Source organism: Catellatospora tritici (assembly GCF_019083965.1).
Classification (GTDB): domain Bacteria; phylum Actinomycetota; class Actinomycetes; order Mycobacteriales; family Micromonosporaceae; genus Catellatospora; species Catellatospora tritici.
In genome coordinates this window covers 338,490-362,456 of sequence record NZ_JAHRCY010000009.1, presented here as the reverse complement: position 1 = coordinate 362,456, position 23,967 = coordinate 338,490, and the positions used below count along the sequence as shown (strand labels likewise).

The following is a 23,967-nucleotide window of genomic DNA, read 5'->3' as shown; positions in this document are numbered from 1 at the left end:
CACGCGCGCCGAACGCCTGGGCGGGCGGGGACTGCTCAGGTCAGGTCGAACACGAACCGAAGGGTCGACCGTCCGGTCGCGGCGGTCATGGCGCAGCGCAGCCGGTACACCGGGTCCGGCAGGGCCTGGTGGTTCGTGGGGACCACCTCTTCCAGCGTCGTCTCCGGGCAGTCGTGGGAGAGGGTGACGAGGCCGCCCCAGTCCGCGGTGCCAGGCGTGAACGACGGCCGGCGACGGCTGATGAACATCTCCTCGACTCGCAGCGGCCGCTCCACCACGATCTCGTCGACGAGCTCCAGCCGCCCGACGGGCGACCAGCGGAAGCGGCGGATCAGCGACCGCAGCCCGGCCACCTCGTACGCCGTGGTCAGATCGAGGTCGAAGCAGGTCGTGTCGCCGTCGGTAGCGTAGCGCAGGATCCTCGCCGCCCGGTGCGGCCCAGGCAGCTGTGCCTGGCCGTCGATGACCGGGACGGAGTGTCCGCGCGCCGACGGCTGGAGCGAGTCGTAGCGGCGTGGGCCGAAGTAGTCGGCGGTGTACTCGCCCGCGCCGAGGTCGTCCAGCACGCTCTCGCCGTGCGTGTGCAGGATGAAGTGGCCCAGGTCGTTGTGGTTGTGCGGCTCGTCGTTGTGGCCGCCCTTGGCCGCGAACGCGAACCGGCCGCGCTGGATCACCCAGCCGAGGTCGGGCAGGAAGCTCACCGGCTCGGTGGCCGCGGGCGCTTCGATTGGCCGGAACCAGGCGAGGGTACGCGACAGGTGGCCCCACCGGTAGCAATGATCGTCGTGTAACGACGGTATGACCCGCGCCGGTGGCGTGCCGAACCGTTCGGCGAGCCGGGTGAGCAGCCCGGCCGGCAGCCACGGTCGCTCGGAGGCGTCGGAGAACGGGACGTGGGCGCCCGCCCCCAGTGCCGCCCGGTGCGGGAAGGCCGCGATCTGGCGCACCTTCGGTGCCGCCATCAGGTCTTCGCCGGTATGGGCCCGTAGCGCCTCGGCGAAGTAGGTGAAGTAGCCGAATCCGTAGACCCAGTAGTCCACGCCCTCGGCGCAGCCGCCGTCGTCGCCGAACCCGGCCAGGTAGCGGTCCATCGCCCGGCGGCTGCGGTCGAGCATCGCCGCCAGCCGTGAGCTCTGCGCCGGGGCGTCGCCCAGCAGGGCCAGCGCGGCCATGCCGACCGCGCCCGCGCATACCGCCTCCCAGTTGTTGCCGGACCCCTCCCAGCTCAGCGGCAGCGCCTCGGTGAACGGCGCGAACACGCGGCGGTCCACTTCGGCCCGTACCCGGTCGGCGACCCGGGGGTCGAGGCGGTCGCGCAGCGCGGCGACGGTCTCGGCCAGGGTGTGCGCGGTCTCGGCGGCGAACAGGTCCAGACACCGGGTCGGGTCGCCGTCGGGGCGCACGTGCGCGGGCAGCGCCCAGGTGTACTCGTCGCACACCGACCACAGCGTGTCGGCCAGCGGGCCGAGATCGGTGGCCGGGTCGAGCAGTGCCTGGGCGGCGCGGGCGGCCAGGCGGGCGCGGCGGCGGAAGTACCGGCGTTCGTACCGGATGCGGTTGCCGGTGTCGAAGAAGTCGCGGTACGCCGAGTAGCTGAGCTCGGGCATGGGGTCGCCGTCGGCGGCGCTGCGGAGGTCCCGCAGCAGCGAGGCGAGCGCGCCGACCGGGCGAGGGAAACCGCTTTCCGGCATGCGGGGACCATACTCCGCGCCCGCCCCGGGCGCACCCCCGGCGGTCACGGGCGCGCGTGGACCCGGCTGGAGTCGCGCACGATCAGCTGCGGGCTGATCCGCACCCGGTGCACGGGTCGGCCCGGACCGTCCTGCATGCGTTTGGACAGCAGCTGCATCGCGGTCTCGCCGATGGTGTACTTCGCCGGGCGGATCGCGCTCAGGGCGGGGTTGGTCAGGCCCGCGATCTCGTCGTCGTAGGCGACCACGGCCAGGTCGCGGGGGACCTGGATGCCGCGATCCTCGCACCGGGCGACCAGCGAGATCGCCTCCCGGTCGGAGTGCACCAGCAGTGCGGTGGTGCCGGTGGCGGTGCACGCCTCGATGGCGCGACCGACGTCGTCGCTCCAGCTCGGCACGCGGTGGTCGGCGCAGATCACCTCCGGGGTGCCGTCCAGTTCGAGGCCCAGTTCGGCGGCGGTCCGCTTCCAGCCACGTTGCACCGCGGGCGTGGTGGGGCTGCTGCCCGAGGCGAGGAAGCCGACCCGCCGGTGCCCCTCGGCCGCCAGATGCCGCACGGCCAGGCTCGCGCCGAACGCGTGGTCGGTGGAGACGGACTCGACGTACTCGTGGTAGGGCCCGACGGTGGCGGTGCGCTCGACGAACACCACCGGGACGGCCAACCCGGCCAGCCACGTGATCAGGGTGGCGGCCTCCTCGCCGAGGGTGGGCGGCGCGATCAGCAGGCCCTGCACGCCGACGGTGTCCACCAGCCAGGACGTCTGGCGGCGCACGTCGGCGACGTCGTCATAGGAGGAGCCGCGCAGCACGAGGCGTACGCCCGCGTCGGGCGCCGCGTCGCTGGCTCCTCGGATGATCTCGGGCCAGTAGTAGTCCAGGGACGGCACGACCATGCCGACAGCGGGCAGGGTCGCCTCGTCGGTGCCCGCGAGCCTGGCCGGATCCTCCACCGCGGCGGTGACGTGCGGTTGGGTCTCGGTGCCGCGGGGCAGCCGGACGCCGCCGTGCACCCGTTCGATGGCGCCCTCGTCGACGAGCTGGGCGATGTCGCGGCGCACGGTGACGGTGGTGACGCCCAGGGCGCGGGCGATCTCGCTGACCCGCAGCGAGCCGTGGGCGTGCAGGTCGGCCAGGAGCCGCTCGCGGCGCTGGGCCGCCAGCAGCGGGGGCTCGGGCAGGGTCACTTATGGACCTCCATGGTGTGCGCGCGTCGGGCTCGATTGTGCACGGACTGCTGAGCTTCACCGGCCCTGACCCGGTGTGGCTCCGCCAACCCTCCCGCAAGGTCAAACGAACAAATTCGAACAGAAGAGAAGACCAGGCACAATGCCTTTTCGTATTACAGCTCGGTAACGAGTACTTGTCGTGCAGTTCTTCGCGCTGTTCTACTCACTGCACTTGTTCGAACGAACATAAACGAACATAGCAGTACGACAAAGAAACTCGGAGGGTCGCCCCGCATGCATCGTCCGCAGGCACTGCTCGTGATGCAGCCTGAGACGTTCCGGATCCAGTTCGGACCGCAGGAACTGCGGCGGCTGCGGTCGCTGGCCGACCTCGGCGATCCGATCTGGTCCGACGACCTCGACGCGCCGCACACCCGGGCCCGCCTGGCCGAGACAGAGGTGCTGCTCACCTCCTGGGGCTGCCCGCGGCTGACCCCGCCCCGGCTGGACGCCGCACCCCGGCTGCGGGCCGTGCTGCACTGCGCCGGCAGCGTACGCGGCCTGGTCTCCGACGAGGTCTGGCGGCGCGGCATCCTGGTCACCAGCGCGGCGGCGGCCAACGCCACCCCGGTGGCCGAGTTCACCTTCGCGGCGATCGTCTTCGCGGGCAAGAAGGCGCACGTGCTGGCCGCCGAGTCGCGGCTGCGCCCGGCCGACTGGGAGGCGGTGCACCACCGGGAGGACCTCTCCAACCACGGCCGCGTCATCGGCATCGTCGGCTTCTCCCGGATCGGCCGCCGCGTGGTCGAACGCCTGCGCACCCTCGACACCGCCGAAGTCCTCGTCACCGACCCGTACGCCGATCCGGCCGCCGTCGCCGCCGTCGGCGGCCGTCTGGTCGACCTGGACACGCTGCTGGCCGCCTCGGAGATCGTCTCGCTGCACCTGCCCGAACTGCCGCAGACCCGGCACGCCATCGGCGCTCGCGAGCTGGCCCTGCTGCCCGACGGCGCGACCCTGGTCAACACCGCGCGCGGCGCGGTGCTCGACACCGCAGCGCTGGAGCGCGAGTGCGCCACCGGTCGGCTCAACGCCATCCTGGACGTCACCGACCCCGAGCCGCTGCCCGCCGGATCGCTGCTGGCCCAACTGCCCAACGTCATGATCACGCCGCACATCGCGGGCTCGCTGGGCTCGGAGACCCGGCGGCTCAGCGCCCACGCCCTCGACGAGCTGGAACGCTACGTCCACGGCGAACCCGCGCTGGACGCCGTCACCAGCGCGGCCCTGGAGGTCATCGCATGAGCGAGCGAAACACGAGCATCTCGCCGTACACCGGCTGGACCCGCGCCGACTGGGCGGCGCTGGCCGACCGGATGCTCGACGCCGCCTGGCGGCACGCCTCGCCCACCGGCGCCCGGATCACCCCGCCGGGGGCACCCGGCGGCTACGGGACCGCGGTCGACGGCCTGGAGGGGTTCGCGCGGACCTTCCTGCTCGCGGGCTTCCGCATCACGGGCGAGCAGGGACGCGACCCCGGCAACCTGCTGGAACGGTACGCGCGCGGCATCGCCGCGGGCACCGATCCGACCTCGCCGGAGCGCTGGGTGACGCCGAATGAGCACGGCCAGGCGAAGGTCGAGGCGGCCTCGATCGCGCTGATCCTCGACCTGACCCGGCCGTGGCTGTGGGACCGGCTCGACTCCGGTGTCCAGGAACGCGTCGTGGACTACTTCGCCCAGGTCGTCGGCGACCACACGTACCCGCAGAACAACTGGGCGTGGTTCCGCATCGTGGTGGAGCAGTTCCTGTCCTCGGTCGGCGGCCCTTGGTCGCTTGCGGACATGGAGGCCGACCTGGCCCGGCACGAGTCGTTCGGGCGCGACGGCGGCTGGTACAGCGACGGCGACGAGCGCAGTTACGACCACTACGTCGGCTGGGCGCTGCACCTCTACCCGATCCTGTGGGCCCGCATGTCGGGAGCGGCCGAGCAGGCCGCGCCCAGGCTGCCCGAATATCGGCGCCGCCTCGACGGGTTCCTGCTCGACGCGGTGCGCCTGGTCGGGGCGGACGGCTCGCCGCTGCTGCAGGGCCGCAGCCTGGTGTACCGGTTCGCGGCGGCCGCGCCGTTCTGGGCCGGTGCCGTGGCGGGCTCCGACGCGCTCGACCCCGGCCTGCTGCGGCGGGCGGCGTCCGGGATCGTCAAGCACTTCGCCGACCGGGGCGCCCCCGACACCGACGGACTGCTCACCCTGGGCTGGTTCCACCCGTGGCGGCGCATGGCTCAGCGCTACTCCGGGCCCGCCTCGCCGTACTGGGCGGCGAAGGGGATGCTGGGTCTGGCCCTGCCCGCCGACCATCCGGTGTGGACCGCCGTCGAGCAGCCGCTGCCGGTGGAGCGGGAGGACCAACTCGCCGTCGTCCCGGCGCCCGGCTGGGCGGTGGCCGCGACCAGGGCCGACGGTGTCGTACGGGTCTACAACCACGGCACCGACCACGCCCGCCCCGGCGCCCGCACCACCGACTCCCCGCTGTACGCGCGGCTGGCGTACTCCACCGCGACCGCGCCACTGATGGACGACGACGGCTGGGACCAGCCGTTCGACCAGTCGGTGGTGCTGCTCGACGCCGACGGCCGGGCCACCCACCGCAGCGGCTTCACCACCCTCGACGTGCGGCTGACCGACGACGGCGAGGCCGCGGTGCTGGCCTCCCGCGCCCGCTGCCACTGGGTCGAACCCGACCGGACCGCCCCGGACCACGGGAACGGGCTGCCGGGCCAGGCCGTCGACGCGGGCACCGTCACCACGGTGTCGCTGGTCCGCGGCGCCTGGGAGGTCCGCGCCGTGCACGTCGACCCGGCCGACGCACCCGGCTGGGCGCGGGTGACCGCGCTGCGCCTGGGCGGCTGGCCGGTTCCGGCCGAGGCCGCACCGGTCCGCGTCGACGGACCGGCTTTCGCCGAGGTCACCGGCGTCTCGCTCAGCTCGACCGCGGCTGGACTGCGCGGGCTGGACGCGGCCGGGGTACGGCTGGCCCGGGACGCGGGCCCGCTGGGGGAATGGACCGCGATTCCGTGGCTTCAGGCCATACCCGGACAAGGGTTTTGGCACGTCGCGGCCTTCTCACTCAACGGCGGCGGACAACCGCCGCTGGCAGATGTCTCCGGACCCGAGGACGCGCCGGTCGTCCGGGTCACGTGGCCCGACCGGGTCACCACGACGGCGGCGCTGCCCGTGCCGTCCACCGGCCCGCACCACCACGCACAGAACCTGTCCCGCGCCGCGTGAGCGGCCGTCCTGTTGGAAGGAACGTTCGTGATCAGAAGGAAGATGCTGGCGGCGGTAGGCCTGGCGATGGCCGCGCTGTTGCCGCTGACCGCGTGCGGCTCCGGCGACGACAACGCCGAGACCGGGCCCGTCGAGCTCACTGTCGCCGTCTGGAGCCTGGCGTCCACGCCTGAGTTCCAGACCCTGTTCGACGCCTTCCACAAGGCGAACCCCGACATCACCGTCAAGCCGGTCGACATCCTGGCCGCCGACTATCCGACCAAGGTCACCACGATGCTCGCCGGTGGCGACACCACCGACGTCATCACCATGAAGACGCTGGCCGACTACGTGCGCTTCTCCGGCCGCGGCCAGCTGCAGGACCTCACCGCGTCGGCCACGGCGCAGGGCGGCAAGCTCGCCGGGCTGGAGGCGTACGAGCAGGGCGGCAAGTACTACGCGCTGCCGTACCGGCAGGACTTCTGGGTGCTGTACTACAACAAGAAGCTGTTCGACAACGCCAAGCAGCCGTACCCGACGAACCTCACCTGGGACCAGTACGTCGAGCTGGCCAAGAAGCTGACCTCGGGCAGCGGCGAGAGCAAGGTCTACGGCGCCTACCAGCACGTGTGGCGGTCGATCGTGCACGCCATCGCGGCCGCGCAGACCGGCGGCGACCAGCTCGGCGGCGACTACAAGTTCCTCGCCGACCAGTACCGCACCGCGCTCGCGCTGCAGGAGGCAGGGGCGACCCTCGACTTCGGCACCGCGGTCACCCAGAAGACCGGCTACGCCTCGATGTTCGAGACGGGCAAGGCCGCGATGGTGCCGATGGGCAGCTGGTTCATCGCGAAGATCCTGGCCGACAAGAAGGCGGGCACCACCGACGTCGACTGGGGCATCGCGCCCATGCCGCAGCGCGCCGGCACCACCGGAGTCACCACGTTCGGGGCGCCGACCGCGTTCGCGGTGAACAAGAAGGCCAAGCACGCGGCGGCGGCGCAGAAGTTCGCCGAGTTCGCCAGCTCCCTCGAAGGCGCCAAGGCGATCGCCGGGATCGGCGTGGTGCCCGCGTACCAGAGCGATGAGATCCGCACCCAGTACTTCGCGCTGCCCGGCATGCCCACCGACGACCTGTCCAAGAAGGCGTTCGCGCCGGACAAGGTCAACCCGGAGATGCCGACCAGCGACAAGACCGCGAAGGTGGACACGATCCTGGCCGAGGAACACCAGCTGATCATGACCAAGGAGAAGACCATCGACGACGGGATCAAGGAGATGGAGACCCGCGTCAAGAACGAGGTCAACTGACCCCAGGCCCAGGTTCGCGGGCGGCGCTGCCCGGCGCCGCCCGCGATCCCCGGAAGGACGACATGGCAGACCTGCCCACCGCGCGCTCCAGGCGCGGCCTGCGCACCACGCTCATCGGCTGGAGCTTCATCCTGCCGAACTTCCTCGGCTTCGCGCTGCTCACCCTCGTACCGGTGCTCGCGGCGTTCGTCCTGTCGTTCATGGACTGGGACTCGTACAACCCGCCGGAGTGGATCGGCCTGCGCAACTTCGAGCGGATGCTGAACGACGAGTCCACCAAGGTGGCACTGCGCAACACCGCCTTCTACGCGCTGGGGCACGTGCCGCTGACCGCGCTCGCCGCGCTGGCGCTGGCGCTGCTGCTCAACCGGAAGGTCGCCGGGGTCGGGTTCTTCCGGGCCGCGGCGTTCTTCCCGTACGTCACCTCGATGGTGGCCGTCGCCGTCGTGTGGAACATGCTGTTCAACCCGAGTTTCGGGCCGGTCAACCAGTTCCTGCAGTTCCTCGGCGTGGACCAGCCGCCCGGCTGGACCACCAGCACCGACTGGGCCATGCCCGCTGTCATCCTCACCAGCGTATGGCGCGACATGGGCTACTACATGATCCTGTTCCTGGCCGGGCTGCAGGCGATCCCGCAGGAGCACTATGAGGCCGCCCGGGTCGACGGCGCCGGACCGTGGCAGCGTTTCCGGGCCGTCACCCTGCCCGGACTGCGGCCGGTGACCTTCCTCGTGCTGATCCTGCTGACCGTGCAGAGCTTCAAGGTCTTCGACCTCGTCGTCGTCATGACCGACGGCGGCCCAGGGCGGGCCACGCTCGTGCTCTCCCAGCAGATCTACCGTCGGGGCATCATCGAGGGCGAGTTCGGCTACGCCTCGGCGATCTCGCTGGTGCTGTTCCTGCTCGTGCTGGTCCTGACCCTGATCCAGTTCTGGTTCAACAACCGAGGGGAGCGCCGATGACCACCGCCGCGACGCGCCCGGCGCGCGGACCGATCCCGCTGCTGCGGCGCATCCTCCTGTACGCGTTGCTGATCGCGCTCGCCGCGGCGATCCTGGTGCCCTTCGTGTGGATGATCGGCGCCTCGCTCAAACGCAACAACGAGGTCTTCACCATCCCCATCCGGTGGATCCCGAAGGACTTCCAGTGGCACAACTTCGCCGACATCTGGGCGAAGATCCCGCTGGGCACCTACCTGGGCAACACCGTGCTGCTGAGCCTGGCCATCACGTTCCTGCAGGTGCTGACCGGCAGCTTCGCCGCGTACGGCTTCGCCAAGGTGCGCTTCCGGGGCCGGGACACGCTGTTCTTCGCGTACGTCGCGACGATCGCGGTGCCGTGGCAGGCGTACATGATCCCGCAGTACATCCTGATGCAGAAGGCGGAACTGACCGACACCTTCTGGTCGCTGATCCTGCTGCAGGCGTTCGGCGCGTTCGGGGTGTTCCTGATGCGGCAGTACTACCTGACCATCCCGGACGAGCTGTGCGAGGCGGCCCGCGTCGACGGCCTCAACGAGTACGGCATCTGGGCGCGGGTCATCCTGCCGCTGTCGAAACCGGCGCTGGCGAGCCTGGCCCTGCTCACGTTCGTCAACACCTGGAACGACTACATGGGGCCGTTCATCTACCTGACCAGCAACGATCTGTGGACGATCCAGCTGGGACTGCGGTCGTTCGTGGGCCAGTTCGACGCCGACTACGCAATGATCATGACGGGGTCGGTGCTGTCCGTACTGCCGATCATGGTCATCTTCCTGCTCGGCCAGCGCTACTTCATCCAGGGCATCGCCACCTCCGGCATGAAAGGCTGACCCGACATGCGACTGCTGGCCCGCCTGCCCTACGACACCGTCTTCAACACGGTGTACGCCGGACTCAAGCTCAACCTGTGCCTGGTCGCGGCCTGCCTGCCGCTGCTGGCAGCGCTGTCGGTCAGCGGCGATCCGCTGGCCGCCTGGCCGTTCTTCACCGCACTGGCAGCCCTCTGCGGCCCGGCCGCCACCGCCGCCTTCGCCGCGTTCGAGGGGCTGGCCGAGGGTGAACACCGGGTCGGGCGGGCCTTCTGGATCGCCTACCGGACCTCGTTCCGGCGGTCCCTGGGCGCCGCCGCCGTCGCGGCCGCACTCGTGATCGTGCTGGCCGCCGACTTCCAGCTCGCGCTCGGCGGCCCGTTCGGCGCCACGACCCCGATGCTCGCGCTGCTCATCGCCCTCGTCGTCGCGACCACCACCGCGTTCCTGGCCACGGGCGCCCGGTGGCGGGTCAAGACGCTGCTGACCTGCGCGTACCTGTCGATCCGCCACTGGATCCTCAGCTTGGCCAACCTCGCCATCCTGTCCGTCCTCGCCGCCGCCGTCGTCACCAAACCAGCCCTCGGCCTGTTCCTGCTCCCGGCCCCCGCCCTCTACGTGGTCTGGGCCAACACCCGCCACCTCACCCACCCCCAACCCGCCACACCCCCCACCCCTCTGCATCGTTGATCATGAACTTATGGACCTGTTCGACGGCGTGTCCCCACCCCGGCACCGTGATCATGGGTGCTGATCGCTGTCAGCGGTCAGAATCTCGGCTGTGAGCCCAGCTTTCGACCGCCGACAGCGATCATCGACGGAGGTTGCCTCGAAGATCGCGACGTCCGGTCACTTCGCTGCGCGCCCTATCGGCAGGAGCCCGGTTCCTGACCGGTAACGCCGATCATGGGCGATGATCGCCAAGACCACTGGTCCTTGAGGTCGGACGCAGGCTGAGTCGATCAGCGCCACGACGCCGCATCGGGCTGTCGGGCCCGGATCAGGGCGGAGACGGCTGTCGCCAACACCACGAAGGCGGCCAGCCACAGCGGCGCTGACAGCGCCACCCAGTGCAGCAGCATGCCGCCCGCCCAGGCGCCGATCATCAGTGCCACGACCGAGGCGAGCCGCCTGAGCCGCACCGCCATCGGTGACGGCTCGGCGAACAGCCCGGTCATGGTCCTGGTCAGCACGGTCGTGGTCAGATCCGGCACGCCGAGCCTGCCCACGACCGCGTTCTGCCCACCCATCGCGACCGCCAGCAACGCGATCAGCGCCAGCGTGACACCTTCCGAACGCATGGTGGTACGAGTGACGATGATCGCGGAGACGGCGAAGACGACCGCCTGGATCGAGCACGCCGCCGCCACCAGCAGCCCCCGGTGCGGGCGGGCCTCGCGGGCCGCCCTGCCGCCGATCGCGGCGCCGGCGACGAAGGCCGCGATCGCGACCAGGCTCGACCTGACCGAGATGCCGCCGACGCCTGCCAGCGCGAACCCGAAGAACACCACGTTGCCGGTCATGTTGGCCACGAACACATGGCCCATGGTCAGATAGCTGAACGCGTCGACCAGTCCGCTGACCACCGTCAGCGCGAGCAGCATCCGGGGCAGCGGGCCATGATCGGGCGCGGTGGCCATGGGTTCATTCTCGACAGGCCTGGCCAACGCCGTCGGAAAAGCGGCGAAGATCGCCGTCGCGGGTCGTTCGGTGGCGTCGGATCCCACCGGCGACCGGCAACGGCGATCTTCGAAGGCGAGGGGCGCTGCTCAGTCGAGCACGCGGTGGTCGGCGTGCAGGGAGCGGTCGAGGCGGATGGTGATGAACTCGTCGTCGTCAGGCTGGCCGGGGGTACGGCCGGAGGAGAACGGGAAGTTGTTGTCGTTCAGCACGGCCAGGGTCCGGTTGTCGAGGATCAGCACGTCCTCGATGGTCTGGAACGGGAAGCGGAACGTGTCGGCGCTGCCGCCCAGGCGCTGCGGGTCGGCGATGGCCAGCAGGTCCGCCACCAGCGACTTGTCGACCAGGCCGTCCTGGTCGCGGTCGGCCAGGTCCACCAGGAAGATCTTCTTGAATGCGGCCGCGTCACCCTGCGCGTTGTCGCGCTCGATGACCAGGAACCGCTGCCGGTCGACGGCGATGAAGTCACCGATCGCGTTGGCCGTCGAGGCCAGCGGGTACACCCACCGACGGCCCGTGTACGCGCCCGCGGCCCGGTCGAACTGGTTGATCCGCAGCGTGCCCGGGGCGTCCCCGGCGACCGTGCCCTCCAGCAGCGGGTACAGGAACTTCCCGTCCGGCGAGGCGGCCATACCCTCGAAGCCCTTGCTGCTGTTCAGGTTCGCGGCCACCCCGTCCCGCGCGGCGCTCTCCGGCGCGTGCACGCCCTCCAGCGGGATCGGGGCCGCCAGCAGCCGCCCGGCCCGGTCGAAGTGCAGCAGGTAGGGCCCGAACTCGTCGCCGATCCAGTAGCCGCCGTCGGCGTCCTTGACGATCGACTCGACGTCGAAGTCCGCCCCGGTCAGCACCCGGTCGGCCCGGGTCAGCGGCCACGGCACCAGGCCGCGCGGGTCGGTCAGGTTGAGCCCGCCGACCACGTCGACGGCGCGGGTGCCGAAGTCGGGGATGATCCGGTGGATGCGCAGCACGAAGTCGGCGCTGTTGGCGATGTTGCCGTATCCGTTGTCGGACAGCACGTCGTAGCTGTCGTCGCGGTTGCGGGCGATGCCGCTGAAACCCTGGACAGGCTGGTCGGCGAAGGGCGGGGTGATGCCGTTGACCGGTGTCGCGCCCAGCAGCGAGCCGGACGGGTCGCTGGCCGGGACGAACGTCGCCGCGGGCAGCTTGGCGAAGCCGGTCAGCACGGCCGGGCCGAAGTCGGCGGTGCGGCCGCTGTCGGCCGGGGCGGCCGAACCGCTGGTGGGCAGGGCGACCGCCAGGGTCAGTACGGTCAGGCCGGTCAGGGCCAGGCGGGGCAGGCGGGTCATGGAACCTCCTCGAACAGGTCAGCGAACCGGACGGTAGACAGCCCGGTTGAACCCGCCGCGAACGTGGCCACAACTGGCAGTGGCAACCGTCCCCGCATCACGGGGCATTCACCGCATCGTGATTGGACTAACCTCGCTCTCGAAGTCGACCGGAGGGTGCGGGGAGCCGATGGGTGGACGTGCTGTGGCGACCGCCGTCCTGGCGCTGGCCTTGGTGGCTGGGGGAGCTGCGGCCTGTGCGGAGCCGTCGGACGATGATCTGCGGACCCGCAGCGCCGAGGCCGACGCTGCCTACGGTCGGATCATCGAGGCTCTGTACGGCACGCCGGAGCAGTCGGTCACCGCGACCGACCGGGTGGACGCGCTGCTCCAGCAGGGCATCGCAGAGTGCATGCGTAGGGCCGGATTCGGGTATCCGACCATACCGCCGCAGCACCTGGCCGCTCCCATCGTCGTGGTCGGCGACCTGACCTCGGTCGCGCCGCTCGGCGCCGACTTCCGGATCGCCGCCTACCGGCGAAGTGTGGCCGAGGCGGCCGACCGCACCCGGCGCGCCGACACCTCCCCGAAGACCGAGGCGGCCTACGCCGCGATCGGACGGTGCGGCTCCGCCGTGCAGACCCCCGAGTCCTTCGCCCCGTCCGGCCGGGAGCAGTTGGCGAGCGAACTGGAGCGGATGCTCGTCGCGCTGGAGCGGGAACCGGCGGCTGCCGCGAAACTGGCCGCATACGGCGGGTGCATGCGGCACGCCGGGTTCGACGCGAGCGACTACACCCAGCTGTACCAGTTGATCGAGGCGACCTTCCCCGACGCGTCGGCCGGGTGGGCGGAACTGGCCGCCGATCCCCGCTGGGCCGCCGCCGAGGACTTCGAACATCGGGCGGCCGCCGCCGACGCGACCTGCCGGGCCGAGCTGCACCACCACGTGATGGCGGCCGCGCAGCCTGTCCTGGCCGGGTTCGAGGCGCGGCACGCCGTAGCCCTGGCCGCGCTGCGCCGCGCGTGGGCCGAGCCGCCGACTGGTCCGTGACCAGGGCGTAACGAGATCGTCTCCTGACTCGGTGAGCGGTGAGACGGGAGATGACCATGAACCTGAAGACCATCGCCTACTGGGCCGCGACGGCCGTGCTGGCGTTCGTGATGCTGTCCGGCGGCGTCGTCGACGTGACACGTGCCCCTGCCGCCGCCGAGAGCGTGTACGAACTCGGCTACCCGCCGATGTTCCTCACCATCCTCGGCACCTGGAAGATCCTCGGCGGCTTCGCGCTGCTGGTGCCGCGCCTGCCCCGGCTGAAGGAGTGGGCCTACGCCGGGGCGTTCTTCGATTTCTCGGGAGCGGCGGTGTCGCACCTGGCCCACGGATCACCGGCGTTGAGCGTCATCACCACCGTGCTGCTGTGCGTGGTGACGCTCGTATCGTGGGCCACCCGCCCGAGTGGCCGCGTGCTGGGCACGATCACGCTGCCCGCACTGCTGCGTCGGGGCGAGCCCGCCCAGGTCCGGGTCAACGAGGCCTGAGCGGGTCCGGTGCTCACTTCGGTCGGCGGGCGCCGATCAGCAGGGCGAGGACTCCGCCGACGGCGAGCACGATCACGGCGTACCGGATCCTCGTCGCGTCGGTGAACAGGGCGGCACCGGCGGCACCGCCGGGGGTGGCCGACAGGGCCTTCGCGGTGACGTGTCCGAGGCCCTCGGTGGCCAGCAGGTACACGCCGGGCAGGGCACCGGTCAGCGGGTACCAGAACAGGCCGGGGTCGTCCATGCGCAGCCAGCGCACGGAGTGCATCGCGGCGAGCAGCCCGGCGACGACCGGTTGCAAGAGGAGGAATCGGGTCTCGGCGGTGGCCTGGGCCGCGTCGGTCGCGGTCGGGCCGCCGCCGAGGACGGTCAGCAGCGGATCCTTGAGCACGGTCAGGATCAGCCCGGCGAACAGCACCCAGGTCATCGCCCACAGGCTGGAGTCGACCACCGGTCCGGGCAGCGCCGCGAAGGCGCCGCCGAGCACGCACGCGGCGGCGACGGTGAGGCACAGGGTCGTCACCGAGGCCTCGGCGCCGTACGCGAACCGCACGCCCGCGGCCGTGACCAAGCCGAATCCGGCGCCGACCGCGAGCCCGACGAGCAGCCGCCCCAGTGCGCTCCCCCGACGGGAGCTCGCTGCCGCGGCGATCGCCGCCGCCGTGATCAGCGACGAGCTGATCAGGTCGGGCATGGCCTCGATCGCGGCGCCGAGCGGTCCGGGCGCGCCCGGGGTGCCGTGCAGCGTCGCGTACGCGGTGAAGACGCTGACGCCGAGCCACAGCAGCCCCGTGAAGACCTCGGTCTTGGTGCCGGTGCTCTCCGCCGGTTCCTTGACGTCGGTGAGGATGTCGTCTTCGGCGATGGTGTCGTCGGCCACGCTCGTGTCCAATGAGGTCGAAGGGCGTTCGGGGTGAGGGCGATCCTACGCCGTGCGCGTTCCGGGCCCGCGCGGCCCCGAGCCTGACGCGAGTGCCGCTCGCGCTAGCCTGCCGATCATGGTGAACTGGCGGCTGCGGCCCGCCTCGGCGGCAGATCTCGAGCCGATGGTGGAGCTGCGCGCGGTGGTGCTGCGGCCGGATCTGGAGCGGCTGGGACGCTACGACGACCACCGGGTACGGCAGATCCTGCGGGACCGGTTCGAACCGTCGTACACCTGGATCATCGAGGTGGACGGCGCCCTGGTGGGCAGCGTGTCGCTGCGCCCGGCCGAGGGCCACGTCTGGCTGGAGAGCTTCTACCTGGCCACGCACCTGCAGGGCAGCGGCATCGGGTCGGCGGTGCTGCGCGGGCTGCTGGAGCGCTGCGACCGGGACGGCGTCGGAGTGCGGCTGGTCGTGCTGCGGGGCAGTGCGGCCCAGCGGCTGTACGAGCGCCACGGGTTCGCCGTCGACTCCGAGGGCCCGGTCGACGTGCTCATGGTGCGTGAACCGGCCTTGGTCGCGCGCTGATTCGGCGGCCGGACAACGAGAAAGGGAGGACTCCGGTCCTCCCTGCCGTAACCAGTGTAACCCGTGCGCAAGCATGTTTTGATCCGACCAAATGATGATTTCTGTGCTCTGAACTGCACATAGCCTCGTCAAGCCACCCACCGTCATCTTCCCGGGAGCACTGTGCCTGACGTCAGAACGCAGGAAATCGCCATCGAACAGAACGTCGTCGATCGGGTCTACGAGCGGGTCGAGGTGATGCGTACCCAGGCACGGGCCCTGGCCCGGGAGGGTCACGAGCGCGCCACCGCGGGCCCGACCACCGGCCTGGTCGAGCGCGACGCGCTGGTGCTGCGCGCCGACAAGCAACTGCGGACCCTGGACGCCGAGGAGGAGGGACTGGTCTTCGGCCGGCTCGACTTCGACGACGGCGAGGCCTTCCGCATCGGGCGGCTGGGTCTGCGCGACGACGACCTCGAACCGCTGCTGGTGGACTGGCGGGCGCCCGCCGCGTCGGCGTTCTACCGGGCCACCTCCGGCGAGCCGCTCGGCGTCGTACGCCGTCGGGTGATCATCTGCCGGGGGCCGGAAGTGGTCGACCTCGACGACGACGTGCTGACCCCGGACGCGGCCGGTGACCTGCGGGTGCTCGGCGAGGGCGCGCTGCTGGCGGCGCTGCGCCGCTCGCGCGGTCCGCAGATGCGCGACATCGTCACCACGATCCAGCGCGAGCAGGACGAGGCGATCCGGGCGCCCGCACGCGGCGTCACCCTCGTCACCGGCGGGCCGGGCACCGGCAAGACGCAGGTCGCGCTGCACCGGGCCGCGTATCTGCTGTACACCGACCGGGGCCGGTTCGCCGACGGCCGGGTCCTGGTCGTCGGCCCGTCGACGGTGTTCACCAACTACATCAGTCGGGTGCTGCCCGCGCTCGGCGAGGACAGCGTGCACCTGCGCGCCATCGGCGAACTCGTCGACGGGGTGTGCGCCACCCGCCGCGACCCGGCGCACGTCGCCGAGATCAAGGGCGCCGAGCTGATGCTGCGGGTACTGGCCGACCTGATATGGCAGGTGCCGCCGGACGCACCGGACCGGCTGCGGCTGGTGTACGCGGGCCAGGTGCTCACCCTCGACGCCGACGCGCTGACCAGGGTGCGCGAACGGGTCCGGACCCGCGCGCGGGCCGACGCCACCCCGCCCAACGGGGCGCGCCGCGTCGCGGCGGCGGTGCTGCTGGCGGCGCTGTGGGAGCGGGTCGACGGCGAGCACCTGGACCGGGCGCTGTTCCTCGATGAGGTCGTCGGCCGCGGCGAGTTCCTGCGGTTCCTGCACGCGTGGTGGCCCCGCCTCGAGGCGCGGACGGTGCTGGCGTGGCTGGCCGACCCGGGCCGGTCGGCCGGGGTCCTGGACGCCGGGCAGGCCGAGACCCTGGCGGCGTCGTACCGGGACCGGGCGGACTGGTCGGTGGACGACGTGCCGCTGCTCGACGAGCTGGATGAGCTGCTCGGGCAGGCACCGGCGCCGAAGGCCGCCCCGGCCGACTCCGGCGCGCGGCTGCGCGAACTCACCTCCGGCCCTCGGCTGGTCGAGACGTTCGTGATCAGCTGCAGCCTGAACGACGGGTGGTGCCTCTACGCACCCGGTCATCCGACGCCGATCGCGCTGGCCGGGCAGGGGATCGACAACGACGCGACCGTGGCGGCGCAGCGCTGGGCCGAGGCGGTGATCCTGCGTGAGGGACACAAGGTGGTGGGCTGGGTGGACGGGTTCGACCCGTACGGCGAGGACGGGTATGTGCCGCTGCTGGCCGAGCCGCTGCCGCCGGGCGAGCCCGTCGACGACGCCCCGGTCCCGGTCGACTACGCGCACGTGGTGCTCGACGAGGCACAGGACCTGTCGCCGATGGAGTCGCGGATGATCGCGCGGCGGGCGGCGTACGCGTCGATGACGATCGTCGGCGACCTCGGCCAGGCGACCCACCCGCTGGCCGCCCGGACCTGGCCGGAGCTGCTGACCCGACTGGGCAAGCGCGACGGCCGGACCCTGGAACTGCGCACCGGCTACCGGGTGCCGCAGGTCGTCGCCGAATACGCCGCGCGGCTGCTCCCGCCGGAGATCGCGCCGACGCGGTCGTACCGCGAGGGCGGGCTGTTGTCGGTGCGCCCGGTCGACGACCTGGTCGCGGCGGTACGCGAGGCGGTGCGGGAGGCGCCCGCCGGGGCCACGGTCGCGGTGATCGCCGCCGACGAGCGGGCGCAGGCGCTGGGCGCAACGGTCGACGGGGTGCCGGTCGTGCCCGCGAGCCTGGTCAAGGGCCTGGAGTACGACCACGTGATCGCGGTGGAACCGGCCGAGATCCTCGCCGCCGAACCGCGCGGCGCCAGCCGCCTCTACGTCGTGCTCACCCGGGCGGTGGCCGGTCTGGTGGTGCTCCACCGGCAACCGCTGCCCGCGGTACTGACGGCTTGACCTGAAGCGAACTTGAGCTTCTAGGGTCGGGTCTCGGCACCCGTTTCGGTGCCGAGACCCGAGGAGGACCGATGACCGAGCAGGGCGACATCCCCGACCGCTACCGCTACGCCGTGATCCCGCACATCATGGTCGACGACGCCGTGGCGGCGATCGACTTCTACGGGCGGGCGTTCGGGGCGCGCGAGCAGTTCCGGGTCGACGCGCCCGGCGGTGGGGTCCTGCACGCCGAGATCACCATCGGGCGGTCGGTGCTGATGCTGGGCGACGTGAGCACGGCCGAGGCGGAGGCCGCCGCGTTCGTGGCACCGACCGCGCTGGGCGGCGGGACGTCGGTCACGCTGCACGTGTTCGTGCCCGATGTGGACAGCCTGGCCGAACGGGCGGCGGCAGAGGGGGCGGTGATCGTCCAGCCGCCGACGGACATGTTCCACGGCGACCGCACGGCCATCCTGAAGGACCCGTCGGGGCACCTCTGGGTGTTCCTGACCCATCTGGAGGACGTGCCGGAGGACGAGCTGCGTCGCCGCCTGGCCGTCGCCGCCTGATCGCCCGATTGGGTTCTTCCTGCTTGCGGTGTTGCCCGCGAAGCGTTGCCCGGCCTGCCCGGATCGATAGATTGGTCTATGTATGTCGATCTCGCGAAGGGTAGTCAGGCGTTGATACTCGTCACCGGAGCCACCGGTCTGAGTGGTTCAGCAGTCGTGCGTGAGTTCTCCCGGCAGGGCATCCCGGTGCGCGGCCTCTACCGCGATCCGGACAAGGCCAAGCAACTGGGCGACCTGCCCGGCGTGGAGTTGGTCCAGGGCAACATGCTGCAGCCCGAGACGCTGCAGGAGGCGCTGCGGGGGGTCGACCGGGCGCTGGTGATCTCGACCCCGTTCGAGCGGATGATCGAGACGCAGCGGACGTTCGTTGAGACGGCGAAGACCGCCGGGGTGCGGCACATCGTCAAGTACTCCGGCAAGGAGTCGGGGATCGGATTCGATCCGGCGGCGTTCCTCGGCACCCAGGAGCACGTCGAGATCGAGGAGTACCTGGAGGGGGCCGGGATCGCCTACACCCTCCTGCGCCCGAGCCAGTTCATGCAGTACTACCTGCCCTGGACGCTGACCGGCGTGGACCCGGTCAAGCACGAGCTGGTCATGCCGATCGGCGACAGCCGCCTGGCCCCCGTCGACGTCGACGACATCGCCAAGGTGTGCGTGGCCCTGCTGACCTCCGAGGGGCACGAGGGCAAGAGCTACGACATGACCGGCCCGGAGGCGCTGACCATGGCCGAGGTCGCCGAGGCGATCACCGAGGGCACCGGCGTGCCGTTCCGGTACGTCCCGGTCACCCTGGCGGAGAAGTCCCAGGCCCTCATCGGTATGGGCGTGCCGCCGCCGGTGGCGGGCCTGCTCGGCCAGATCTTCGCCGAGCGCGCCCGGGTCAAGCAGTCGCGGGTCGTGCTCGACACCCACCGGGCCTTCGGGGTCGAGCCGACGCCGTTCGTCGAGTTCGCCCGCAAGAACGCCGCCGCGTTCCTTGGCCGCTGACGTCGAGTCCGGCCGGTCCGCGAGCGTCGTGCTCGCGGACCGGCCGCGCACGGGTCAGGGCTTGGCGTGGGCGAGGAAGAAGTCCCAGGTCAGGTTGCTGGCGTCGGGGCCGGACGGGTCGCCGTACAGGCTGCAGGAGCAGCCGCCCGGGTACGCGTGCCCGGCACCGTCGATCATGTACTGCTCGATCAGCGACCGGCCCGCCGTGTCGCGGTAGGTCAGGTGGGTGTAGCTGCGCCCACCCGGGACCTGGCCCGGTTGGATCGAGTCGGCGGTGCTGTCGATGCCGTCGACCACCGCCCACTGCCCGGCGATGCGGTACGCCGTCGACGGCGGCACCACGATGTCGGCGGTGCCCTGGAAGATGATCGCGGGCACCGTGCGCGCCCGACTGCCCATCTCCTGCAGCGCCTTGCGCCCCGACTCCTGCGCCGACTGCAGTTGCAGCACGTCGCAGTCGTACTCGCATCCGGCCATGACCGAGGTCGCGGCGAAGATGTCGGGGTAGGTGACGGCCATGATGTTGGTCATCACGCCGCCCGCCGAGACGCCCGTGGTGAAGATCCGGCGTGAGTCCACGGTGTACTGCGAGCGGATCCGGTTGGTGATCCCGGCGATGATGGCGGGTTCGCCCCAGCCCCGGTGCTGGTTGGTCTCCAGGTACCAGTTCCAGCAGGTGGCCGGGTTGACGAGGTTGCTCTGGTCGGGGAAGACGACGATGAAGCCGCGCTGCTCGGCCACCCGGCTCCAGCCCGACAGCACGTCGTAGCCGACGTCGTTCTCGGTGCAGCCGTGCAGGGCGACCAGCAGCGGCATGGGCGTGCCGGGCCGGTACGACGACGGCACGTACCCGTGGTAGTCGCGGGTGCCGTAGACGCTGGCGTACACGCCGTAGAAGGCGCCGCCGGCGGCGTGCGCGGGTGCGGGCGCGGCGAGGATCGCGAGGACCGCGGCCAGCGCGGCGATCACGAGTCTGCGCGGCGAGGATGGAGCGGAGCGGTCTGGGGACGGTGCAGACATGTCTCTCCTCTCGGAGGCCAAATACGACAACCAATCGATTGATTGGTTGTCGCTTGGCACTATCCGCTCCGTGTACTACGGTGTCAACCAATCGATCGCTGGAGGAGACGTTGACCGGTCCGAGATGGGAGCCGCGACGGCTCAGCGCGGTCGCCGTCGAGCTGCCCCCGGGCGTGACCCCCGCCGGGACCAGGGGCCGCATCCTGCTCGCGGGACTGCAGCTGTTCGCCGAGTACGGCTTCCACGGCGCCTCCATCCGCGACCTGGCCACCGCCGTCGGGATCAACTCCGCCACCCTGTACGCGCACTACCCGTCCAAGGAGCACGTGTTGGCCGAACTGGTGCTGCTCGGGCACGAGGAGTTGCACCGCCGACTGCAACAGGCGATCGTCGAGGCGCCGCCCGGCCCCGCCGAACAGCTGATCGCCCTGGTCCGCGCCCAGGTCGGCGCGCACGCCGACTTCCCGCTGCTGGCCCTGGTCGCCAACGCCGAACTGCACGCGCTGTCGTCCGAACGGGCCGCCCCCGCCCTGGCCCTGCGTGAGCAGTCCCGCCAGTTGGCGCTGCGGGTGCTGCGGTTGGGCGTCGACCGTGGCGACTTCCGCGTCGCCGACCCGCTCCTCGCGGCGACCGCGATCGGGTCGATGGGCATGCAGGTGGCCAACTGGTTCGGACCCGACCAGCCGTACACCCGTGACCAGGTCGCCGACGCCTACGCGGACTTCGCGCTCAGGATCGTCGGCGCCGACCCCGTCCAGAAAGGCTGACCATGCGCTCCCTTCAGATCCCGGTGCCCGGCGGCTCGCTGCACGCGCTGCGCTTCGGCGGGGGCGGCCGCCTCGCCGTCGCCGCCCACGGCATCACCGCCTCGGCCATGTCGTTTCGGGCCGTCGCCCGGCACCTGCCCGACGACTGGAGCCTGATCGCGGTCGACCTGCGCGGGCGAGGTGCCAGCGCGGACCTGCCCGGCCCGTACGGGATGGACGCCCATGCCGCCGACCTGGCCGCCGTCGCCGAGCACCTGGGCGCGCCGGTGGCGCTGGTCGGCCAGTCCATGGGGGCGTACGCCGCGCTGCGGGCCGCCGTACGCACCCCGCACCTGTTCGACCGGCTCGTGCTCGTCGACGGGGGACTGCCGCTGCCGACCCCGGCCGAGTTCGACGCGGACAAGCTGTTGGAACTGACTATCGGCCCGGCCGTCGCCCGCCTGCGCGAGACCTACCCCTCGGTCGACGCGTACGTCGACTTCTTCCGGGCCCATCCGGCCCTGTCCGGGGCCTGGAACGACGACCTGGACGCGTACGTGCGCTACGACGCCGTCGGTGAGCCCGGCGCGATCCGCTCGCGGACCAGCGCCGAGGCCGTCTACGCCGACGGCCGCGACCTGCTGGTCCACGCCGCCTCCTTCGGCGCCGACCTGCTCGCGCTGACCCTGGCGGCGACGCTGCTGCACGCCCCGCGCGGCATGTTCGGCCAGGAGCCGGGCCTGCTGCCGCAGCCGGTGGTCGACCACTGGGCCGCGATGGCGCCGCAGCTGACCGCGGAGCTGGTCGCTGACACCAACCACTACACCATCCTGATGGCCGACCGCCCCGCCGCGCTCATCGCGGACCGGCTGACCACACCCGCCTGACCGGGAGGTATCGCCCCGGGCGGGCGGTTTGGCAGCCGTCTTGGCGCAAACAGGACCGCCACTTCGGCGGCGCCTGCGAGCATGCAGGAGAACCGGTCCGGACACCCCCGTGAAGGGAGTCGACCATGATCTCCGTGCGGCCACCGCGCTCCTTGGCCCTGGCGGCGGCGCTCGTCGCCGCGGTCGTCCTCGGCGTCTGGACCGCCCCGGCGGCCGCCGAGCAGGAGCGCGCGGCGGACAAACCGACCGTGGTGCTGGTGCACGGGGCGTTCGCCGACTCGTCCAGTTGGAACGGCGTCATCTCCCAACTGCTCGCGCAGGGGTATCCGGTCATCGCGGTGGCCAACCCGCTGCGCGGGGTCAAGAGTGACGCCGACCAGGTCAAGGCGGTGCTCGACTCGATCGACGGCCCGATCGTGCTGGTCGGGCACTCCTACGGCGGGTCGGTGATCAGCGCCGCCGCCGAGGGCAACCCCGACGTCAAGGCCCTGGTGTACGTCGCGGCCTTCGCACCCGACACCGGCGAGAGCGCCGGTGACCTGTCCGCGAAGTTCCCCGGCGGCACGCTCGGCCAGGCGCTCGCTCCGCCGGTGGCGGTCCCGGGCGGCAACGACCTCTACATCCAGCCGGACAAGTTCCATGATCAGTTCGCCGCTGATGTCCCGGCTGAGCAGTCGGCGCAGATGGCGGTGGGGCAGCGGCCGATCGCGGAGGCGGCGCTGGCCGAGAAGGCCGGAGCGGCGGCCTGGAAGACGATCCCGTCCTACTTCGTGTACGGCTCGGCGGACAAGAACATCCCGGCGGCGGCACAGGACTTCATGGCCAAGCGGGCGGGTGCCAAGCAGACCGAGGTGGTCGACGGCGCGTCGCACGTGGTCATGGTGTCGCATCCCGACGCCGTCGCGAAGATGATCCAGAACGCGGCGAACGCCTCCTGACCGCTACCGTCGCGTCACCTCGAAGCGCAGGTCGGTTAGCTGGCCCGACTCGGCCAGTGCGGTGCGCTGCAGCTGCACCGGGCGGTCCGCGCCGGGGCGGGCGAAGAGCCGGACCCCGTCGCCGAGCAGCACCGGCACCACGTGGACGAGGATCTCGTCGAGCACGTCGGCGTCCAGGCACGCCTGGGCTACCGTCGGCCCGAAGACGACCACGTCCCGACCCGCGGCGGCCGTCCGCGCGGTGGCGACGGCGTCGCGGATCTCGCCACTGACGAACGCGACCTGTGATCCCGGCGGCGGCGCGGGCGGCCGGTGCGTGAGCACGAAGACCGGCCCCTGCCAACTTCCGCCGTAGGGGGCCCAGTCGGGGCGGGTCAGGGACATGTCGTACCACCTGCGTCCGGCCAGGATGGCGCCGGTGTCGCGGATCATCGCCGTGCCCGCTTCGGTGGGGCCGAGGTCGGCGCGCAGTGCCCAGTCCATCGAGTCGCCGGGTCCGGCGATGAAGCCGTCCAGCGACATCGTGGTGTGCCAGACGACTTTGCCAGCCGTTGTCGCGGCCGCGTCCGTACCCATCGGTCCTCCCGTGTCCAAGGCAAACTGATTGCATAATGCAATCGGTTTTGGACGGTATCCGACACCGCTTGTAAACTGCAAGCGGTTCGGTCCGCCGACACGCCAGCGAGGAGGGTCCCGGATGGAGGAGCCCCGCTCCGGGTGCCCGATCAACCTCGCCGTCGAGGTGCTCGGCGACAGATGGTCGCTGGTGATCATCCGGGACATGATGTTCGGCAACCGTCGCCACTTCCGCGACCTGCTGCACCACAACCAGGAGGGGATCGCCTCCAACATCCTCGCCGCGCGGCTGCAGCGCCTGACCGACCTCGGCCTCGTCACCCGCGGCCCCGACCCCGGCCACAAGCAGAAGGTCGTCTACAGCCTCACCGAGCCCGCGATCCAGCTCGTGCCGATCATCGCCGAGCTGGGCGCCTGGGGACTGCGGCACCTGCCTGCCTCGCGACCACTGGCCGTGCGGGCGCGGCTGCTGGCGTGCGGCGGGCGCGAGCTGTGGGACGAGTTCATGGACGAGCTGCGCGAACAGCACCTGGGCAGCGCCCGCCCGCCGGGCGCCGAACCGGTCGTCGCCCGGCTGCGCGCCGCGTACGAGGCCGAGCTCGCCGCCGAGCGGGCGGCGTCCTGAGCGG

The 23,967-nt window shown here is 71.5% G+C and carries 23 protein-coding genes; 16 read left to right on the top strand and 7 right to left on the bottom strand.

The genetic code is table 11. The annotated features are described in order from the left end of the window. Positions 1–35: 35 nt before the first annotated feature. Complete coding sequence (locus KUA19_RS22500) at positions 36–1,691, bottom strand: heparinase II/III family protein (RefSeq protein ID WP_217398586.1); 1,656 nt, start codon at positions 1,689–1,691, stop codon at positions 36–38. Positions 1,692–1,735: 44 nt separating this feature from the next. Further along, positions 1,736–2,875, bottom strand: coding sequence for a substrate-binding domain-containing protein (locus tag KUA19_RS22495; protein WP_217398584.1), 1,140 nt, complete (start codon positions 2,873–2,875; stop codon positions 1,736–1,738). Positions 2,876–3,151: 276 nt separating this feature from the next. Here KUA19_RS22495 and KUA19_RS22490 point away from each other — a divergent pair, with 276 nt between their 5' ends. From KUA19_RS22490 to KUA19_RS22465, 6 genes are all read left to right on the top strand, one after another. Further along, complete coding sequence (locus KUA19_RS22490; protein ID WP_217398582.1) at positions 3,152–4,162, top strand: hydroxyacid dehydrogenase; 1,011 nt, start codon at positions 3,152–3,154, stop codon at positions 4,160–4,162. Next, positions 4,159–6,147: a DUF2264 domain-containing protein gene (locus tag KUA19_RS22485; RefSeq protein ID WP_217398580.1), complete on the top strand. Its 1,989-nt coding sequence runs from the start codon at positions 4,159–4,161 to the stop codon at positions 6,145–6,147. The genes KUA19_RS22490 and KUA19_RS22485 overlap by 4 nt, the downstream gene beginning before the upstream one ends. A gap of 27 nt (positions 6,148–6,174) precedes the next feature. Next, on the top strand, positions 6,175–7,437 hold the full coding sequence (locus KUA19_RS22480) for an ABC transporter substrate-binding protein (RefSeq protein WP_308167574.1): 1,263 nt from the start codon (positions 6,175–6,177) through the stop codon (positions 7,435–7,437). Positions 7,438–7,499: 62 nt separating this feature from the next. After that, positions 7,500–8,399, top strand: coding sequence for a carbohydrate ABC transporter permease (locus KUA19_RS22475; RefSeq protein ID WP_217398578.1), 900 nt, complete (start codon positions 7,500–7,502; stop codon positions 8,397–8,399). Further along, on the top strand, positions 8,396–9,250 hold the full coding sequence (locus tag KUA19_RS22470; protein WP_217398576.1) for a carbohydrate ABC transporter permease: 855 nt from the start codon (positions 8,396–8,398) through the stop codon (positions 9,248–9,250). Before KUA19_RS22475 ends, KUA19_RS22470 begins: the two co-directional genes overlap by 4 nt. 6 nt (positions 9,251–9,256) lie before the next feature. Continuing rightward, a complete protein-coding gene (locus KUA19_RS22465) occupies positions 9,257–9,919 on the top strand; it encodes a YesL family protein (protein WP_217398574.1) in 663 nt (220 codons plus the stop codon). 272 nt (positions 9,920–10,191) lie between these two features. On the opposite strand, the gene KUA19_RS22460 is transcribed toward KUA19_RS22465, so the two are convergent. Together KUA19_RS22460 and KUA19_RS22455 are read right to left on the bottom strand one after the other, a co-directional pair. After that, the gene (locus KUA19_RS22460) at positions 10,192–10,869 is read right to left on the bottom strand and encodes a YoaK family protein (RefSeq protein ID WP_217398573.1); all 678 of its coding nucleotides are present in this window, start codon (positions 10,867–10,869) and stop codon (positions 10,192–10,194) included. A 129-nt stretch (positions 10,870–10,998) separates the two neighbouring features. After that, complete coding sequence (locus KUA19_RS22455; RefSeq protein ID WP_217398571.1) at positions 10,999–12,216, bottom strand: esterase-like activity of phytase family protein; 1,218 nt, start codon at positions 12,214–12,216, stop codon at positions 10,999–11,001. A 169-nt stretch (positions 12,217–12,385) separates the two neighbouring features. Between KUA19_RS22455 and KUA19_RS22450 the strand changes: the two genes are divergently transcribed. Beyond that, positions 12,386–13,246 carry a hypothetical protein gene (locus tag KUA19_RS22450; RefSeq protein ID WP_217398569.1) on the top strand — a complete coding sequence of 287 codons (861 nt, stop codon included), beginning with the start codon at positions 12,386–12,388 and terminating at the stop codon, positions 13,244–13,246. A 56-nt stretch (positions 13,247–13,302) separates the two neighbouring features. Next, complete coding sequence (locus KUA19_RS22445; RefSeq protein WP_254549875.1) at positions 13,303–13,734, top strand: DoxX family protein; 432 nt, start codon at positions 13,303–13,305, stop codon at positions 13,732–13,734. A 13-nt stretch (positions 13,735–13,747) separates the two neighbouring features. On the opposite strand, the gene KUA19_RS22440 is transcribed toward KUA19_RS22445, so the two are convergent. Next, positions 13,748–14,614 (bottom strand): hypothetical protein, encoded by an 867-nt coding sequence (locus KUA19_RS22440; RefSeq protein WP_217398566.1) that lies wholly within the window; start codon positions 14,612–14,614, stop codon positions 13,748–13,750. Between the two features lie 118 nt (positions 14,615–14,732). Here KUA19_RS22440 and KUA19_RS22435 point away from each other — a divergent pair, with 118 nt between their 5' ends. From KUA19_RS22435 to KUA19_RS22420, 4 genes are all read left to right on the top strand, one after another. After that, complete coding sequence (locus KUA19_RS22435) at positions 14,733–15,185, top strand: GNAT family N-acetyltransferase (RefSeq protein WP_217398564.1); 453 nt, start codon at positions 14,733–14,735, stop codon at positions 15,183–15,185. Positions 15,186–15,347: 162 nt separating this feature from the next. Then, positions 15,348–17,633, top strand: coding sequence for a HelD family protein (locus tag KUA19_RS22430; protein WP_308167573.1), 2,286 nt, complete (start codon positions 15,348–15,350; stop codon positions 17,631–17,633). A 71-nt stretch (positions 17,634–17,704) separates the two neighbouring features. Continuing rightward, complete coding sequence (locus KUA19_RS22425) at positions 17,705–18,181, top strand: VOC family protein (protein ID WP_217398562.1); 477 nt, start codon at positions 17,705–17,707, stop codon at positions 18,179–18,181. 78 nt (positions 18,182–18,259) lie between these two features. Next, positions 18,260–19,171, top strand: coding sequence for an SDR family oxidoreductase (locus KUA19_RS22420; protein ID WP_217398560.1), 912 nt, complete (start codon positions 18,260–18,262; stop codon positions 19,169–19,171). A 54-nt stretch (positions 19,172–19,225) separates the two neighbouring features. On the opposite strand, the gene KUA19_RS22415 is transcribed toward KUA19_RS22420, so the two are convergent. Beyond that, the gene (locus KUA19_RS22415) at positions 19,226–20,191 is read right to left on the bottom strand and encodes an extracellular catalytic domain type 1 short-chain-length polyhydroxyalkanoate depolymerase (protein ID WP_254549874.1); all 966 of its coding nucleotides are present in this window, start codon (positions 20,189–20,191) and stop codon (positions 19,226–19,228) included. A gap of 110 nt (positions 20,192–20,301) precedes the next feature. Here KUA19_RS22415 and KUA19_RS22410 point away from each other — a divergent pair, with 110 nt between their 5' ends. The 3 genes from KUA19_RS22410 (at position 20,302) to KUA19_RS22400 (ending at position 22,762) form a co-directional block, all read left to right on the top strand. Further along, the gene (locus KUA19_RS22410; protein WP_254549873.1) at positions 20,302–20,958 is read left to right on the top strand and encodes a TetR/AcrR family transcriptional regulator; all 657 of its coding nucleotides are present in this window, start codon (positions 20,302–20,304) and stop codon (positions 20,956–20,958) included. A 2-nt stretch (positions 20,959–20,960) separates the two neighbouring features. Next, positions 20,961–21,824, top strand: coding sequence for an alpha/beta fold hydrolase (locus tag KUA19_RS22405; RefSeq protein WP_217398554.1), 864 nt, complete (start codon positions 20,961–20,963; stop codon positions 21,822–21,824). A 125-nt stretch (positions 21,825–21,949) separates the two neighbouring features. Beyond that, positions 21,950–22,762, top strand: a complete 813-nt coding sequence (locus tag KUA19_RS22400) for an alpha/beta fold hydrolase (protein ID WP_217398552.1) — start codon at positions 21,950–21,952, stop codon at positions 22,760–22,762. A 3-nt stretch (positions 22,763–22,765) separates the two neighbouring features. On the opposite strand, the gene KUA19_RS22395 is transcribed toward KUA19_RS22400, so the two are convergent. Further along, positions 22,766–23,338: a dihydrofolate reductase family protein gene (locus KUA19_RS22395; protein WP_217398551.1), complete on the bottom strand. Its 573-nt coding sequence runs from the start codon at positions 23,336–23,338 to the stop codon at positions 22,766–22,768. Between the two features lie 121 nt (positions 23,339–23,459). Between KUA19_RS22395 and KUA19_RS22390 the strand changes: the two genes are divergently transcribed. Next, positions 23,460–23,963 (top strand): winged helix-turn-helix transcriptional regulator, encoded by a 504-nt coding sequence (locus KUA19_RS22390; protein WP_217398550.1) that lies wholly within the window; start codon positions 23,460–23,462, stop codon positions 23,961–23,963. Positions 23,964–23,967: the final 4 nt, after the last annotated feature.